The sequence below is a fragment of the Desemzia sp. FAM 23990 genome, from assembly GCF_045528485.1.
In the GTDB taxonomy this organism is placed as follows: domain Bacteria; phylum Bacillota; class Bacilli; order Lactobacillales; family Carnobacteriaceae; genus Desemzia.
In genome coordinates this window covers 26,853-43,509 of sequence record NZ_JBGQQW010000016.1, presented here as the reverse complement: position 1 = coordinate 43,509, position 16,657 = coordinate 26,853, and the positions used below count along the sequence as shown (strand labels likewise).

Below are 16,657 nucleotides of genomic sequence, written 5' to 3'. Positions count from 1 at the left end.
GCACTATTTTACGGTTCCACCTTAATGGGTACGAAGAAAAAAGAACTGCCATTCTTGTTTTCTTTGTATGCTTGATTCGGTACGGCGCCATATCATTCAGACGGGTATACCGATTTGCTGTAACGGGCAACCCCGATATGATCTAAAGAATCATTCCCTCAACCATACAACTCCAAGATGCACTTCCAAGTTTTCTTCTAGATCCCTTTCCACCAGACGGGACTCTCTATACTATCATCCAACTTGTACTTTTCTTTTCATAGTTTTTCAGATGTGTTCAATTGTCTAACTAGCCATAAGTATAGCAAACGCTTTTATATTCGTCAAGCGAATATGAAAAAAACTTTTATTTAGTAAGTAATAAGCAAAAGAGGTTTATTTTTCAATTGAATCGTGTTACATTGCTAAGCAAAAGAACTGCCGTTCAGCACTGGAATCCATTTTATGGGTATCATTTTTCTTGGTTTCGGTTAAAAATAGTAAAGGAGTCAATTATGGAAACTCTATTGAATGTAACTAATTTGTCTGTCTCTTTTACGACAGGCAGCAACACACAGCAAGTCACATCTGAAGTTTCTTTCTCAGTTCAAAAAGGAGAAACGATTGGAATTGTTGGCGAATCTGGCAGTGGAAAAAGTGTAACGGCTCGCTCTATTATGGGGCTGTTAGCCCCAAACGCATATGTTCATCCTGAGAGCAATATTGTATTTATGGGAAAGAACTTACTTAACATGACTGAACGAAAAATGCAGGAAATACGTGGGAAAGATATCGGGATGATCTTTCAAGATCCGATGACTTCATTGAACCCAACGATGACAGTTGGCAGCCAAATTACGGAGACTCTTCTTTTTCATGAAAAACTATCAAAAAAAGAAGCAGAAGCCCAAGCAAAAGATATTATGCGTCATGTTGGAATAACTGATGTAGATGTGCGGTACAAACAATACGCCCATGAATTTTCAGGCGGTATGCGTCAAAGGATGATGATTGCTTTAGCGTTAGTCTGCAAGCCGGCATTATTGATTGCAGATGAACCGACAACAGCGTTGGATGTGACCATTCAAGCACAAATTTTAGATTTACTGAAAGAGGTTCAAGAGAAATTTGGGACAGCGATTATTTTGATCACTCATGATTTTGGCGTTGTGGCAAATATGTGCGACCAAGTCCTTGTTATGAAAAACGGGCAAGTAGTAGAAACGGGCGAAACAAAAGACGTTTTTCAGCACCCAAAAGAAACGTATACTAAAATGCTTCTAGCAGCCATTCCAAATTTGCATAAAGAAAAGACAGCACAACAGAAGAAAAAACTTGCAGAAATCCATTCAGGAAAACGAGAAAAACTCCTTGAAATATCTCATTTAGAAAAGCATTTCCCATTAGGCAAAACAGGTCTGTTGAAAGCTGTGGATGATATCAGCTTTGCCATTTACGAAGGAGAAACTCTAGGCTTAGTTGGAGAGTCGGGTTCTGGAAAGTCTACTACTGGGCGAACGATTCTTCGTTTACATGAAGCGACTGGCGGAGAAACTTTGTATAAAGGCTTTGACTTGTACCATCTGTCTCCAAAAGAATTAAAAACCATGCGCAAACACATGCAGATTATTTTTCAAGATCCTTACGCTTCCTTAAATCCACGAATGAAAATTCAAGATATTATTGGAGAAGCTTTGGATATTCACCACTTAGCAAAAAATAAGAAAGAACGAAATGAAAAAGTAGCAGAATTGCTGCGTTTAGTTGGGTTGGATGAAATATTTGCACAACGTTACCCACATGAATTCTCAGGAGGGCAGAGGCAGCGGGTTGGTATTGCGCGCGCTTTAGCAGTAGATCCTGCATTTATTGTGCTCGATGAGCCATTGTCTGCTTTAGATGCTTCTATTCAAGCTCAAATTGTGGAACTTTTAGAAGAGTTACAAGAAAAATTAGGATTGACCTATTTGTTTATTGCCCATGATTTAGCCATGGTCAAACAGATATCAGATCGAGTAGCTGTGATGTACAATGGCCAAATCGTAGAGCTGGCGGATGCGGAAGAATTATTTTCTAACCCTATTCATCCGTATACGAAAAAATTGTTGTCGGCTATTCCAGTTCCAGATCCAGTTTATGAGACTTCTAAAAAAATGACGAGTTTAGTGACCGATGAAAAAGCTGACTTTTATCCGAAAAATAGTGTCTTTAAAGAAGTTGCCGCTCATCATTGGGTAGCACAAACAGCTGAAAGGGAATAAAATGGCTAGATAGATATGAGGTTAAGCAACAAGAAAAAATGGTCCGCTCTAATCATCAAAGAAGATTGTCGTTGTTTTCTAACAAAAATCAGCGATAATTTTTTTGGAGCGCTTTCTTATATGAAATTAAAAATCAGGATAAAGGAGAGGTGTCGGCATGCACATCGAACATATAGCACTATGGGTAAAAGATTTAGAAGTAACAAAAGATTTCTACTGCAATTATTTTGGAGCTGTTTCAAATGATGTTTACTACAACCCTACAAAAGGATTTAAATCTTATTTTCTAACATTTGCGGAAGGTGCTCGATTGGAATTGATGACGCGTACAGATGTGACAGAAGCTCATGAACCAGCAATGTTAGGATGGGCACATCTGGCGATTTCAGTAGGCAGTAAAGAAAAAGTAGATCAACTGACAGAACAATTGATCCAAGACGGCTACCGCTGCCAAGGACAGCCACGCACAACAGGCGATGGTTATTATGAAAGTGTGATTGAAGACCCTGAAGGAAATTGGATAGAAATTACAGTGTAAAAAAACAAAATTAAATAAATAAAGAAAGGGCTTGCATGACTAAAATTCTTGTGCTATTATTCAATTAAGGATTGTTACTGGTTGTGCAGGCAAAACCTAGATTGCTACGAAATGATAATGTTTTGTCATTTGGTATCAGTTTAGGTTTTTTTATTTGGAAGGGGGGATGTTCTCTGCATGCGAGTCAAAAAAGTATTTAATAATAATGTAGTGCTTGCAGCAACAAACGAACAATCCGAATTGATCGTCATGGGAAAAGGAATCGGCTTTCAAAAGAAATCCGGAGATGATATCGAAGAAGATTTTATTGAAAAGAAATTTGTCATCCAAGAAGACGAGCCGGCAGACCATTTAAAGGCTGTCTATCAAAATCTTCCCGTTGAAGAGTCAGATGCTGTTTTCGCCATTATTGTGAAGGCTGAACAAGATCTGCAGCAGACTTTCGAGTCAAATGTCTATCTGACATTGGCAGATCATATTCACTATGCTATCCAAAGAACGGCTGAGGGAATCAATTTGAAAAATCCTTTGGCTTGGGAAGTAAGACGATTTTATCGGAGAGAATACGAATTAGGGAAAGAAAGTTTAGCTATTATTGAAAAATATACCGGCACAATGCTAGATGCAGATGAAGCAGCTTCGATTGCCTTACATTTTGTCAATGCTCAAAAAGAAGGGCAAATGATTGAAGAAACGATCAAAGTAACACGAATTGTACAAGACATATTAAATATCGTTCGCTTGCATTTTGGAATGGTCTTTAATGAAGATTCTATCTCCTATAATCGTTTTTTAACTCATTTGCAGTACTTCAGCCAACGGGTAGTTTCCAAAGAAACCTACCAAACTTCTCAAGATACCTTTTTGCTTGAACAAATTAAAGCTAATTATCCGGAGGCATTAAACTGTACAGAAAAAGTAGCTGTTTATATTGATGAAAGTTATCAGTTCAAAGTCTCTCCAGACGAAAAAGTCTACTTAACCATTCACATTCATCGAGTAGTAAACCATATCTAATTAAATACACATCTGATCTTAAAGGATTGTTACTGTTCAATCAGGCAAAACCTAAGCAGATAGCACAATGGAGTAAGGGAAACTGCGCTCATTCGTTGCTATCCGTTTAGGTTTTTTATTTTCAATAAAATAAAAAAATAGAGAAAAGAAAGAGGGATTCAAATGAAATACGAAGATTTAGCAAAAGATATCTTAGAACACGTTGGCGGCAGCGAAAACGTAAATAGTCTTCATCACTGTATTACGAGACTTCGTTTCAAATTAAAAGACGAAAGTAAAGCAGATACGGAGTATTTGAAAAAGCAAGAAGGAATTGTAACCGTTATTAAAAGTGGTGGTCAATACCAAGTGGTTATTGGAAATCATGTACCTGATGTTTATAATGCAGTTGTTAAAGTGGGAAATTTGAGTGATGGAGGAGAAGTTCCTGCTGATGAGGAAAAAGGAAATATTTTAAACCAGTTTATTGATATCGTTTCCAAAATTTTCCAACCTATCTTAGGTCCGTTAGCGGCTGCTGGGATGTTAAAAGGGTTAGCGGCAGTCTTAGTGGCAGCTGGAGTTGCGTCTACTAGTGGAACGTATCTATTGATCCAAGCTGCTGGAGATGGTTTATTCCATTTCTTACCGATTTTTCTTGCTTATACGGCAAGTAAACGTTTTGGGTTAACTCACTTTACTGGTATGGCAATAGCAGCTGCGATGCTTTATCCAAGCTTGGCTGTTCCAACAGATATTGCACCATTGTACACATTATTTGGAGGCACTATTTTTGAATCTCCAATCTATCTGACGTTCTTGGGGCTTCCAGTTATTTTAATGAGTTATGCATCTTCCGTCATTCCCATTATTTTAGCCACTTATGTAGGGTCAATTGTTGAAAAGTGGGTAAAACGTGTCATCCCTGATGTAGTGAAATTATTCTTAGTACCGTTTTTCACTTTATTGATTGTTGTACCAGCAGCTATTTTGGTCATTGGACCTATCGCGACTTGGTTATCTACATTGGTTGGAGCGAGCGTTTCAGCTGTTTACAATTTAAGTCCAATTGTGGCAGGAGCTATTATGGGAGGATTTTGGCAAGTACTCGTTATGTTCGGATTGCAATGGGGTCTTGTGCCAATTGCGATTAACAATATAGCGACAACTGGATTTGATACTTTCCTTGCTACTACTGCTGGAGTTTCATTTGCTCAAGTTGGAGTTATTATCGCCATATTATTGAAGACTAAGGAAGCAAAAGTGAAACAATTGAGTATCCCAGCGATTATTTCGGGAATGTTTGGTGTAACAGAGCCAGCTATTTATGGGATTTCGTTACCAATGAAAAAACCATTTATATTAAGTTGTATTGCAGGGGGAGTTACGGGTATGTTGGCCGGATTCTTCCAATTAACAAGTTACACAATGGGAGGGTTAGGAATATTCTTACTTCCGTCAGCTATTGATCCATCTGGTGTCAATAATTTCAATATTGTGGAACTGCTTATAGTTATGGTAGCTGGTTTAGTTTTGGGATTCTTATTCGTATACTTTACAAAAATACCTACTTTATATGAAGATACAGTTAGTGAAACAGCAGAAGTATCAGTAAATGATGCATTGGCATCGTCCGTTTCAGGATCAGCTTCAAAAAACATTGAAAATGCAACACAAAAGGATTTGATCGCTAGCCCCATGACTGGAGAAGCTGTTGAATTAGCTACTATACAAGATGAAGCTTTTGCAACAGGCGCTTTAGGCAAAGGGATCGCGATTCAACCGATTGATGGAAAAGTATATGCTCCAGCTAATGGAACAATCACTATTTTATTCCCAACGCTGCATGCGATTGGAATCACAACAGAAAATGGAACAGAAATTTTGATTCATGTAGGAATGGATACGGTTCAATTAGAAGGAGAAGGTTTCACCTCTCATGTGCAACAAGGAGACAAAGTGATTGCAGGGCAATTATTGTTAACTGTCGATTTAGAAGTTATACGGAATAAAGGTTATGAGACCGTCACTCCAGTTATTGTAACCAACACAAATGATTATATGGATATTTTATCCACCAAAGATACATCACTAACAAATGGAGATTATTTATTGTCGATTGTGGGTTAATGTGTTTTTTGATGGAAAGGTTAGTAGAAGAAAGAGGCAGTTCATTAGTGATACAATCAAAAAAAGAGTTCAGAGAGGAAGAATAAAATGATAAAAGAATTTCCGGAAAACTTTTTATGGGGTGGCGCAACAGCTGCCAACCAATATGAGGGGGCCTATAATGCAGATGGGAAAGGTCTATCTGTACAAGACGTCACTCCAAAAGGCGGTTTTGGTTCTATTACGGATGGACCGACTGAAGATAATTTGAAATTAGAAGGTATTGATTTCTACCATCGTTATAAAGAAGATATTGCGTTATTTGCGGAAATGGGCTTTAAAGTCTATCGGACTTCAATTGCTTGGTCGCGTATTTTTCCTAATGGAGATGAGAGTGAGCCAAATGAAGCAGGTCTAGCCTTTTATGATAAAGTTTTCGATGAATTACACAGATATGGTATCGAGCCGTTAGTAACGTTATCTCATTACGAAACACCATTGCACTTGGCAAGAGAATACGATGGTTGGGCAAACAGAGACTTGGTTGGTTTTTATGAAAAATATGTACGGACTGTATTTAACCGATACAAAGATAAAGTAAAATACTGGCTGACGTTTAACGAGATCAATTCGGTTTTACATGCGCCATTTATGAGCGGTGGCATTGCTACGCCACCTGAAGAATTGTCTAAGCAAGACTTGTACCAAGCAGTTCACCATGAATTAGTAGCGAGTGCTTCAGCTACTAAAATTGCCCGGGAAATAAACCCTGAGTTCCTAGTGGGGTGCATGGTTCTGGCTATGCCGACTTATCCAATGACACCAGATCCGGATGATGTGGTAGCTGCTATGAATGCGGAACGCCAAAATTACTTGTTCTCAGACATTCATGTACGTGGAAGATACCCTGGTTACATCAAGCGCTTCTTCCGTGACAATGACATTGAGATTCATTTCGAGGCAGGAGATGAAGAATTGTTGGCTGAAAATACCGTTGATTTTATCTCGTTTAGTTATTATATGAGTTCAACAGCGGCAGCAGATCCTGAAAAATACAATCAAGGAGAAGGAAACATTCTTGGAGGAATCCTCAATCCTCATTTAGAAGCTTCCGAATGGGGCTGGCAAATTGACCCTAAAGGATTATATATTGTCTTAAACGAATTTTATGATCGCTATCAAAAACCGTTATTTATTGTGGAAAATGGTCTAGGTGCTGTCGATGAATTGATCACAGATGAAAACGGCAATAAAACGGTCAACGATGATTACCGTATCGATTATATGAATGACCATTTAGCACAAGTCGGTGAAGCGATTGAAGACGGCGTAGAAGTAATGGGATATACTTCTTGGGGCTGTATTGATTTAGTGAGTGCTTCAACTGCAGAGATGAAAAAACGCTATGGCTTTATTTACGTGGATCGTAATAATGACGGTACAGGAACATTGGATCGTTACAAGAAGAAAAGTTTCTATTGGTATAAAGATATTATTGAATCAAATGGAGCAAATTTAAGAGCTGAATAAAAAATAGAAACCAGTTTGCAGATTCCAATCTGCAAACTGGTTTTTTACTGTAAAAGAAGCTGGTTTTGCTGGTTTATTTTGAAAGCGAAAAAACATGAAATTTAAAAACCCGATTATCAGCGAATTTTATCCAGATCCAAGAATTTGCAGAGTGGAGAATGCGGTTTGTTGTCAAAAGAAGTTGCAGGCGGATTTACAAGGAACGTTTTTGGTCTATATGTCACAGGAAATGGTGATAGGAGTTTGAATAAGGCTTTTTTCAATTGGTTTGATTATAAGGGTCTCTAATTAAAAAAGAGTCAATTATTTATCATACAAAAAAGCAGGAAGTGGTTTCGCTTACATCGAAAAAGGCCTTGCAATGATTCTCATTTAGAATTAATCTAGATATTAACGCACATTTAATGTTGTGAATAAAATTGTTAAAAAAGGAAGAAGTGATACAGTTGGAAATAATTAAATTGATCGGTATTGTCATTATTGTTGTTGGTTTTATTTTTAAATTTGATACCATAGCTGTAGTTTTAGTTGCAGCACTTGCAACAGCTTTAGTTTCAGGAATCTCATTTACAGAATTCCTAACATTATTGGGAGAGGCATTTGTATCCAATCGGTTAGTAACATTATTTTTACTGACATTGCCAATGATCGGAATGACGGAACGTTTCGGATTGCGTCAACAAGCTGTTAAATTAATTGAAAGAATCAAAGGTTTGACCCCAGGCCGGATGCTGTCTCTTTATATGGTGATTCGTGAGATGGCTGGTCTGTTCTCTATTCGTATGCAAGGACACACACAATTTATTCGTCCTTTAATAGAACCTATGACACAAGCTTCAGCCGAAGCAAAATATGGAGAAGTTAATGAAGAAGATAAAGAACGCATCAAAGCTCGTTCAGCAGCTACTGAAAACTTCGGAAACTTCTTCGCTCAAAATACGTTTATTGCAGCTTCAGGAGTATTGTTGATTACAGGTACGATGGAATCTTTAGGTTATAACATTTCTGCAGTTGCAGTAGCTCAAGCCTCTTTCCTGATCGCTATTATTGCGTTGGTTCTTGTAGCTGTTTCAAATGTTCTATTTGATAAGAAAATGGCTAACAAATATGGGAAGAACCCCACTAAATCATCTAAAAAAGGAGATGAGTAATCGATGGAAACATTAATCAATAATTTATTGGAATTTTTCTTTATCTTAACTGGATTCTTGCTGATCTATACAGCAGGATCAGTATTTATGGATAAAACTCATCCCACAAGATTGGGTACAACTTTATTTTGGCTGCTATTAGGTGTAATATTTGCATTAGGGAATTTTATCCCTTATGTTCTTAGTGGGATTATGTTGTTGGTCATCGGAGTATTGACGCTCTTCAAACAAGTTAGGATTGGACACATTCGTCCTATTGAAGAAGTGGAAGCAGAAAAAGCCAGTGATCGCATTGGAAATATGATTTTCGTTCCGGTTATCGCTTTAGCTGCAATAGCAGTAGGAATCGCCCAATTTACTCCGCTTGGCGGACAAGTTGGGATCGGTATTGGAGCTGCTGGTTCTTTAGTGATTGGTATGTTCATCACTCAAGCAGGACCAAAAACTGTCATGGATGACAGTAATCGTATGATTCAACAAGTAGGAACAACGGGGATCTTACCTCAACTGCTTGCAGCTCTTGGTGTGATCTTTACAGCTGCCGGTGTTGGTGAAGTGATTGCCGGGGGAATTTCTACTTTCCTTCCAGAAGGAAATCGTTTCTTAGGCGTTGTAGCGTACTGTTTAGGTATGGTTATTTTTACGATGATTATGGGAAATGCTTTTGCAGCCTTTACAGTCATCACAGCAGGAATCGGTATTCCGTTTGTGATTGCTCAAGGTGCTGATCCTGTTATCGCTGGAGCTTTAGCAATGACAGTTGGTTTCTGTGGAACCTTGATTACTCCAATGGCAGCCAACTTTAACGCATTACCAGCAGCCTTATTGGAAATGAAAAATGAAAATGGCGTTATCAAAGAGCAATCACCAATGGCCATTATCATGATTGTAGTCCACATCGCATTGATGTACTTCTGGGCATTTTAAAAACAGGATGCGGAGGTCGCTGTTCTGGCCCGACAGGAAAATCTATTCTCTTTTTAGAGGACGCTCTTGGTCCTCAAAAAAGAGAATGATTTTACCAAGAGCCAAGCGACCGCAGCTCAACTAAACAGGATGCGGAGAGGCCTTGGGAACAATGAAGCAAAAACAGGGGATTTTGAATGGGGTGCTTTTTACCCCAATCAGAATTTATCTTTTTTGCAAAATTGCTAGGCCTCGTAGCTCTACTAAAAACAGGATGCGAAGAGTCTTTATAGTTCAACTTTCAAAAATTAAAGTAAATAGAAAGGATTTTAGAATATGAAAATTTTAGTAACAGGTTTTGACCCATTTGGCGGAGAAAAAATCAATCCAGCTTTAGAAGCTGTAAAAGGATTAGCAGATACAATCAACGGTGCAGAAATCAAAAAATTAGAGATCCCAACAGTCTTCGGAAAATCGGCTGATGTTGTAAAAGCAGCTATTGAAGATTTTAAACCGGATTATGTATTGAATATTGGACAAGCTGGAGGAAGATTTGCTATTTCTCCTGAACGTGTAGCAATCAATGTAGATGACGCACGTATTGCCGATAATGAAGGCAATCAACCGATCGATGTGGCCATTAAAGAAGATGGAGAATCAGCTTACTTTACTCAATTGCCTGTAAAAGCCATGGTAACAGCTATTAAAAAAGCTGGTGTTCCAGGAGAAGTCTCCAATACAGCTGGAACATTTGTCTGCAACCACATCATGTACCAAGTGCAATACATGACCCAAAAAAACTACCCTGAAATCAAAGGTGGTTTCATCCACGTTCCATTCATCCCAGAACAAGTTGTGGATAAAGCAGGACAGCCGGCAATGAGCTTATCAGATATGACTAAAGGACTTACAGCAGCCATCGAGGCTATCGTTGAATTTGATGGCAAAGCAGACTTGAAACAAGTTGGCGGAGCGATTCACTAAGAGAACACTACAAGTTTTTAGAACCACCTCCACATTTTTCTAACAAATGTGGAAGTGGTTCTTTAGTTTTAATGTACTGGTTAAAACCTAATAGAATTAAAGCCCTTAGCGATTCTAAAACAGTTGACGTTAGTAAGTAAAAACTAATTTTCTTCGTTAAAAGCTGCTCGAAGTAGGACATCAATGAGTCTGAGACAGCCAATAGCACTGTTGTTTTTGTTTATTCTTCAAGTGAGGCTTCATTTTATGTTCACTTGAAGAATAAATACCGTTTACTAGTCAAGTGAGAACTTAATTGAACGCCACTTGATAAATAAGTCCAGTTTATTCTTCAAGTCGCGAATCATTCACTTCTCACTTGAAGAATAAACTTTGTTTACTCCTCAAACAAAAGTCTTTATTCAATGTGAATAGAGACTTCCGTTTGAGGAAGCCAGTAAATTGTATGACCATGTTCGAACAAAAGCAAATTGGCTGGTTGAAATCCGGTTAAACACCGAACTCAAACCAGCCAATCAGCTGCATAATAAAAAAACACACTTTTAAGGGGACAGCACCAAGTTTTTCCCACAGCTTTCCATGAGCAATCTCATAGGGCAAAGGAAATTACTTTATTAACGCTAGAAAATGAAGAACTCTCTTAGCAGAGGAAGACCTTTTAAAATCTTTTTACAACATGAGCTGGGTACTACAGATAAGGCTGTCTAAAAAAGTTGGAATCCGGTTAGACTAATCCGGTTAGAAAAGTCATTAACTTATACTATTATTCTTCGGGCAAATGCCTAATTTGAGTAATCAGTTTTTGTTCAACTGGGCTTAACTTTGAATTGAAAAATTCAGAAAGGGCTACGCCTAAAACTTTACAAATATGTGTGAGTGTTTTTAGGGACAATTTCGTTGTATTGTTTTCGATCGCTGAAACAAAAGACGGAGAAACAGCGATTTGTTCTGATAATTCCTTTGTTGTCATACCACTTAATTTTCGTAGTTCTTGAATTCTGTGTCCTATATCCATTTTATCCTCCTTCATCTTCATATAGAAAGCTTTCTTTAAGCGTCGAGACCTATTTTAGTTGGCATTACAGCATAAAGAAACCTATGAGTTGTTTTGTAAACCTATAGATAAATTTTTATTTTATTATTTTCATCTACATGTTAATATTATTCGATATGAGTTTTTAAGAATTTGAAGAGGACGGTATTTATGCAAAAGTATAAAAAAGAATGGTTTGGTAATGTTAAAGGGGATATTTTAGCGGGAATTGTCGTTTGTTTAGCTTTATTCCCCGAAGTCATCGGCTTCATGTTGGTTGCGGGTGTAGAGCCCATTGTCGGGGTCTATGCAACCTTCTTTATTACAGCTGCTGCTGCATTCTTCGGTGGTCGGCCAGGGATGATTTCAGCTGCTGCAGGGTCAGTTGCATTAGTGTTGGCTCATTTAGTTGCTGAGTATGGGGTAGAATACCTTTTTGCTGCAACTATTTTAGCCGGAATTATACAGCTTGTATTAGGTTTGTTTAAGGTAGGAGAACTAATGCGCTACATTCCTAAGCCTGTTATGCTTGGTTTTGTAAATGCTTTAGGGATCATGATGTTCTTGTCTCAGTTGGATCATTTCAAAGGAGGCCCCATCTTACTAGTACTTGGAGTGATTGGGATTGCTATTATATTTTTAGCTCCTAAACTAACGAAAAAAATTCCTGCACCTATTATTTCAATTGTAGTCATTACAGCTCTCGTACTAGGATTGGATTTGAATGCACAATTATTAGGTGATCTAGGGTCTATTTCAAGTGAGGTGCCTAAATTTGGTATTCCAAGTGTGCCAATAAATGTAGAAACAGTGAGAATCATTTTACCAACTGCACTTTCGGTAGCTATTGTCGGTTTAGTAGAATCTTTATTGACCGCACAATTAGTAGATGAAATGACAAATGAACCAAGTGATAAAAACCGTGAGTCTATGAGTCAAGGGATTGGAAATATGCTATCTGGTTTCTTTGGTGGTATTGCTGGATGCGGTATGATCGGTCAAACCATTATTAACCTTAATTATGGTGGGATTGGTCGTTTAGCTACTTTCTTGTCTGGTTTTTTCATGTTGATGTCCGTAGTCTTATTCAATGAAGTAGTGTCAGACATTCCAGTAGTAGCCTTGGCAACGGTAATGGTAGTCGTAGCTTTTGAAACCATTGACTGGAGATCGATTAAACGTTTGACTGTTATGCCCAAAGATGACAGTTTGGTTATGATTTTAACCGTGGCGATTGTATTAATTACACATAATTTAGCCTATGGTGTAGTTGCTGGAACCTTAGTCAGTGCTGTCTTTGCAGCCTTTAAAATGACGCATCTTCAAGTAGAAAAAGGTACAGAACAAGATGAGTATCATTATAAGGCACACGGGCATCTTTATTTCGCATCAGCGGAGAAGTTTTTAGATTTTTTTGTCCGTGACTTTGACCATGAAGGTGAATTAATTATCGATGTTAGTGCCATGACTTTATGGGATTCAACAGCTGTCGAAGCGATTGATAAATTAATCAGTAAAAACAAAGAATCCGGTGTAACTTTTATTAATGCGGATAATCAAAGCAAAAAATTATTTCAGAAGAATTCTACTCATAAGATGAAATAGTATTAGAGATAGGACCTCTGCAAAGGGATCTTTTTTATCTTATCATCAGTGATATATTTAGTAGAATCAAGTAGTTGAACTGAATTTAAACTAGTATTAGGTATAATAATGAAGTATAGTGTACGAAAATAGGAACAGAATCAGATGACTGAGAGGGACAACATGAGAAATATCAAAATGACGATTGAATACGATGGCGGAAGGTATTTGGGTTGGCAAAGGCTTGGAGACTCGAATAAAACCATTCAAGGAAAAATAGAGAATATCCTGAGTGAAATGACGGGAACTAAAACTGAAATCGTGGGTTCTGGGCGTACAGATGCCGGAACCCACGCTAAGGGACAAATAGCTAATTTCAAGACAGTATCTGATATGGAACTGGTTACGATGCAGGCGTTTTTTAATCGTTACCTCCCGCAAGATATTGTTGTAAAAGAGTTAGAAGAGGTTCCGGAAAGATTCCACTCTCGATATAACGCTGTTGGTAAACAATACAGCTACTATATTTGGAATAGTGTCGTGCCTTCTGCATTTGAACGCAATTACAGTTTCCATTATCCTGAAAAATTGGATATCGACAAGATGAATGAGGCTTGCAATAAACTTGTCGGAACTCATGACTTTATTGGATTCTCATCGCTTAAAAAGTCGAAAAAATCAACGGTTAGAACCATCAATGAAATTTCGATTCAGAAGGAAGGTAACCTGCTGCACTTTACATTTGTTGGAGAAGGTTTCTTGCATAAAATGGTTAGAATCATGATGGGGACGCTTCTTGAAATCGGAGCAGGGATGACAGAACCAGAATATATTGATACTATCTTCGAGAGTAAAATTAGAAGTAATGCTGGGATGACGGTGCCTGCTCAAGGTCTGTTCCTAGATGAAGTGTATTACAATTAAAGAGAAGTCACTTTAAAAAATCAAGTTATAAGAAACAAGGGCCTCCCAAAAACGAGATAAAAGTTTTTGAGAGGCCCTTGTTTCTAGCTTTATATGAATCTACTGCTATACTATTAAGTGCTGTTATACGAGGAGATGAACTTATGATTACTAAAACACTTTTTAACAACGAAAAAAACAAATGGATTAATATAAACACTGATAGTTCCGAAGAATTAAAGAACCTTTATCAAGATTACGAAATTGATGATGAAATAGCCGCTTATTCACTTGATAAAAACGAACGTGCTCATTTGGATTATGATCAACCAACGGATACTTTTGTATTGATTTTTAATGTACCTAATCAAAGCAAAATAGATGATCATTACGAAACCATTCCTATGACGTTTTTGATTAAGGATCTTCGTTTTATCACTATCTCGAATAGTAATAATCAGTATGTCATCTCGAAAATGGAGAAGTATTTAAAACGTAATCCAGATACTACTATATTTAAGTTTTTATTCAGCAGTTTATTGTTGATTACAGACTCTTATTTTCCTTTGGTAGAGGAAATAAATAGTGACAGAAAATGGATCAATGATAAGTTGAAAATAAAGACAACAAAACAAAATTTGCTATCTTTATCGAATCTAGAGACTGGAGTAGTTTACTTTGTTTCAGCCTCAAGACAAAATACGGTGTTGCTGGAACAAGTTAGAACGCATATGATTTACCGTGCGTTAGACGAAAGCGAAAGAGAACAGTTTGAAGATGCGTTAATAGAAGCGAAGCAGCTAGTTGAAATGACACAAGTGTCTTCACAAATTTTGCAGCAATTATCCGGAACCTATAACAATGTTCTAAACAATAATTTGAATGATACGATGAAAATTTTAACTGCATTGTCTATTTTGTTGACAGTGCCTACAATCATTACGGGATTTTTCGGCATGAACATGCCTCTTCCGTTAGAAAATAATCCTGCTGGCTGGTTGGTTACTATTGGCATTAGTGTGGTACTTTGGTTTGGGCTATCTTATATTTTGCGAAAGTTAATGAATTAGGATGGCCGGAATATCCAAAAAAAGGCATCGAATTCCTAAAATAAAGATAATTTTTTGTGAGTCTATCTAGATGACTACATAGCACATTAATAGACGTTCTAATGTTACTAAGGTATAATTTGATGGATAAGTTATTTTAGAAAGACAGAAAGTGAAAGGTAGTCAAGAATGAAAACTATTACGATATTAGTTCCAGCATACAATGAAGAAGAAGTCCTTGAACAGATGTATCATGTGTTAGTTGAAGTATGCAATCGATTAACCAACTATCACTTCGAGTTTCTTTTTGTCAATGATGGGAGTAAAGATAGAACGCTTGAAATTGTTAAACAACTTAAAGAAAAAGACGAGCGTGTGCAATATGTGGACCTTTCCAGGAATTTTGGCAAAGAAGTCGCTATGTCGGCAGGCTTTGATTATGCTAGTGGAGATGCGATGATCATCATGGATGCCGATTTGCAGCATCCGCCAGAAGCTATTGAAGAGATGCTCTATTGGTGGGAACAAGGGTATGACGATGTTTACGCTATTCGCAGAAAAAGAGAAGGCGAAAGCAAGCTCAAGAAATGGACATCAAAAACCTATTATAAATTATTGCAAAAAGTTTCCAAAGAAGAAATCATTCCGGATGCCGGAGATTTTCGCCTGCTAGATAAAAAATGTATCGAAGCCTTATCTCAGTTGAGAGAACATTCCCGTTACACTAAAGGGATGTACAATTGGATCGGATTCAAAAAGAAAGAAATCACTTTTGATGCTGATCCTAGAGCAGGTGGAGAAACAAAATGGAAGTTTGGTTCTCTGGTAACTCTTGCCATCAATGGAGTCACTTCTTACAGCACACTTCCCTTGAAAGTATGGTCTTTGGTAGGAATGATTATTTCTTTACTTGGTTTCATTTACTTGTTTATTGAGATTATGCGGACGATTTTCTTTGGAAATACAGTTGCCGGCTATCCATCATTGATAGCGGGGGTGCTTTTCCTAGGCGGAATCCAACTGATTTCTTTAGGGGTTATTGGCGAATATTTGGGACGCGTATTTGTGGAAACCAAAGACCGGCCGCTTTATTTTGTACAAGAGACTTCTGAAGAAAAACGTCAGAAAAAAGAAGCTGCTACTAGTAATGAAAAAGAAAAAGAATAAGCAGAAAGCGTTGGTTTTGCATGATGGAATTAGTAAAAAAATTATATGTGAAGTATGAAGAAGTAATTGTTTATTTAGTTTTTGGTGTACTGACAACAGTCGTCAATATCGTCGTGTTCTATGTGATGGACTCTGTTTTGGGAGTACAGTATTTGATCGCAAATGCAGTAGCTATTATTCTGTCGATATTATTTGCTTTCTTCACCAATAAAAAGTACGTGTTTAAATCAAAATCTGAAAGTTTTCAAAGTTGGTTGAAAGAATTTGTTTTATTTAGTGGATTTAGAGCTGTTTCTGGAATATTTGATATGTTGAGCATGTGGATACTAGTTGATTTTATATTAGTAGACACGAATATAGCTAAAATAGCCACCCAATTTATTGTGGTCGTACTAAATTATTTTTTCAGTAAATTCTTTGTCTTCAAACAAAAGAAATCAGATTGAAAAATAATTAGGAAGAAAGAG

At 37.4% G+C, this 16,657-nt stretch carries 15 protein-coding genes, 1 pseudogene and 1 other annotated feature (1 of these 17 running past the window's edge); of the genes and pseudogenes, 15 read left to right on the top strand and 1 reads right to left on the bottom strand.

Features of this window, described 5'->3' with window-relative positions; genetic code table 11:
- Positions 1 to 270: a binding site (T-box leader), on the bottom strand (it extends 14 nt beyond the left edge of the window).
- A 224-nt stretch (positions 271 to 494) separates the two neighbouring features.
- The 10 genes and pseudogenes from ACEN4I_RS07740 to pcp form a co-directional block, all read left to right on the top strand.
- Positions 495 to 1,322: pseudogene (locus ACEN4I_RS07740) on the top strand (ABC transporter ATP-binding protein); the annotation flags it as partial.
- Positions 1,323 to 2,240: an ABC transporter ATP-binding protein gene (locus ACEN4I_RS07735; protein ID WP_407097529.1), complete on the top strand. Its 918-nt coding sequence runs from the start codon at positions 1,323 to 1,325 to the stop codon at positions 2,238 to 2,240.
- 157 nt (positions 2,241 to 2,397) lie between these two features.
- On the top strand, positions 2,398 to 2,778 hold the full coding sequence (locus ACEN4I_RS07730) for a VOC family protein (protein ID WP_407097512.1): 381 nt from the start codon (positions 2,398 to 2,400) through the stop codon (positions 2,776 to 2,778).
- Between the two features lie 177 nt (positions 2,779 to 2,955).
- Positions 2,956 to 3,795, top strand: a complete 840-nt coding sequence (licT, locus tag ACEN4I_RS07725; RefSeq protein ID WP_407097511.1) for a BglG family transcription antiterminator LicT — start codon at positions 2,956 to 2,958, stop codon at positions 3,793 to 3,795.
- 162 nt (positions 3,796 to 3,957) lie between these two features.
- Positions 3,958 to 5,904: a beta-glucoside-specific PTS transporter subunit IIABC gene (locus ACEN4I_RS07720; protein ID WP_407097510.1), complete on the top strand. Its 1,947-nt coding sequence runs from the start codon at positions 3,958 to 3,960 to the stop codon at positions 5,902 to 5,904.
- Positions 5,905 to 5,991: 87 nt separating this feature from the next.
- Positions 5,992 to 7,413 carry a glycoside hydrolase family 1 protein gene (locus ACEN4I_RS07715; protein ID WP_407102616.1) on the top strand — a complete coding sequence of 474 codons (1,422 nt, stop codon included), beginning with the start codon at positions 5,992 to 5,994 and terminating at the stop codon, positions 7,411 to 7,413.
- Positions 7,414 to 7,557: 144 nt separating this feature from the next.
- A complete protein-coding gene (locus tag ACEN4I_RS07710) occupies positions 7,558 to 7,701 on the top strand; it encodes a hypothetical protein (RefSeq protein ID WP_407097508.1) in 144 nt (47 codons plus the stop codon).
- A gap of 158 nt (positions 7,702 to 7,859) precedes the next feature.
- Positions 7,860 to 8,564 (top strand): DUF969 domain-containing protein, encoded by a 705-nt coding sequence (locus ACEN4I_RS07705; protein WP_407097507.1) that lies wholly within the window; start codon positions 7,860 to 7,862, stop codon positions 8,562 to 8,564.
- 3 nt (positions 8,565 to 8,567) lie between these two features.
- On the top strand, positions 8,568 to 9,491 hold the full coding sequence (locus ACEN4I_RS07700; RefSeq protein ID WP_407097506.1) for a DUF979 domain-containing protein: 924 nt from the start codon (positions 8,568 to 8,570) through the stop codon (positions 9,489 to 9,491).
- Positions 9,492 to 9,806: 315 nt separating this feature from the next.
- A complete protein-coding gene (gene pcp / locus ACEN4I_RS07695; protein ID WP_407102617.1) occupies positions 9,807 to 10,454 on the top strand; it encodes a pyroglutamyl-peptidase I in 648 nt (215 codons plus the stop codon).
- A gap of 763 nt (positions 10,455 to 11,217) precedes the next feature.
- Here the strand turns inward: pcp and ACEN4I_RS07690 are convergent.
- On the bottom strand, positions 11,218 to 11,469 hold the full coding sequence (locus ACEN4I_RS07690; protein WP_407097504.1) for a helix-turn-helix domain-containing protein: 252 nt from the start codon (positions 11,467 to 11,469) through the stop codon (positions 11,218 to 11,220).
- A 189-nt stretch (positions 11,470 to 11,658) separates the two neighbouring features.
- Here ACEN4I_RS07690 and ACEN4I_RS07685 point away from each other — a divergent pair, with 189 nt between their 5' ends.
- From ACEN4I_RS07685 to ACEN4I_RS07665, 5 genes are all read left to right on the top strand, one after another.
- Positions 11,659 to 13,092: a SulP family inorganic anion transporter gene (locus ACEN4I_RS07685; RefSeq protein ID WP_407102618.1), complete on the top strand. Its 1,434-nt coding sequence runs from the start codon at positions 11,659 to 11,661 to the stop codon at positions 13,090 to 13,092.
- 162 nt (positions 13,093 to 13,254) lie between these two features.
- A complete protein-coding gene (truA, locus tag ACEN4I_RS07680; protein WP_407097502.1) occupies positions 13,255 to 13,995 on the top strand; it encodes a tRNA pseudouridine(38-40) synthase TruA in 741 nt (246 codons plus the stop codon).
- A 143-nt stretch (positions 13,996 to 14,138) separates the two neighbouring features.
- Positions 14,139 to 15,044 (top strand): magnesium transporter CorA family protein, encoded by a 906-nt coding sequence (locus ACEN4I_RS07675; RefSeq protein ID WP_407097262.1) that lies wholly within the window; start codon positions 14,139 to 14,141, stop codon positions 15,042 to 15,044.
- A 168-nt stretch (positions 15,045 to 15,212) separates the two neighbouring features.
- Positions 15,213 to 16,190, top strand: coding sequence for a glycosyltransferase family 2 protein (locus ACEN4I_RS07670; protein WP_407097261.1), 978 nt, complete (start codon positions 15,213 to 15,215; stop codon positions 16,188 to 16,190).
- Between the two features lie 23 nt (positions 16,191 to 16,213).
- The gene (locus tag ACEN4I_RS07665) at positions 16,214 to 16,636 is read left to right on the top strand and encodes a GtrA family protein (RefSeq protein ID WP_407102633.1); all 423 of its coding nucleotides are present in this window, start codon (positions 16,214 to 16,216) and stop codon (positions 16,634 to 16,636) included.
- Positions 16,637 to 16,657: the final 21 nt, after the last annotated feature.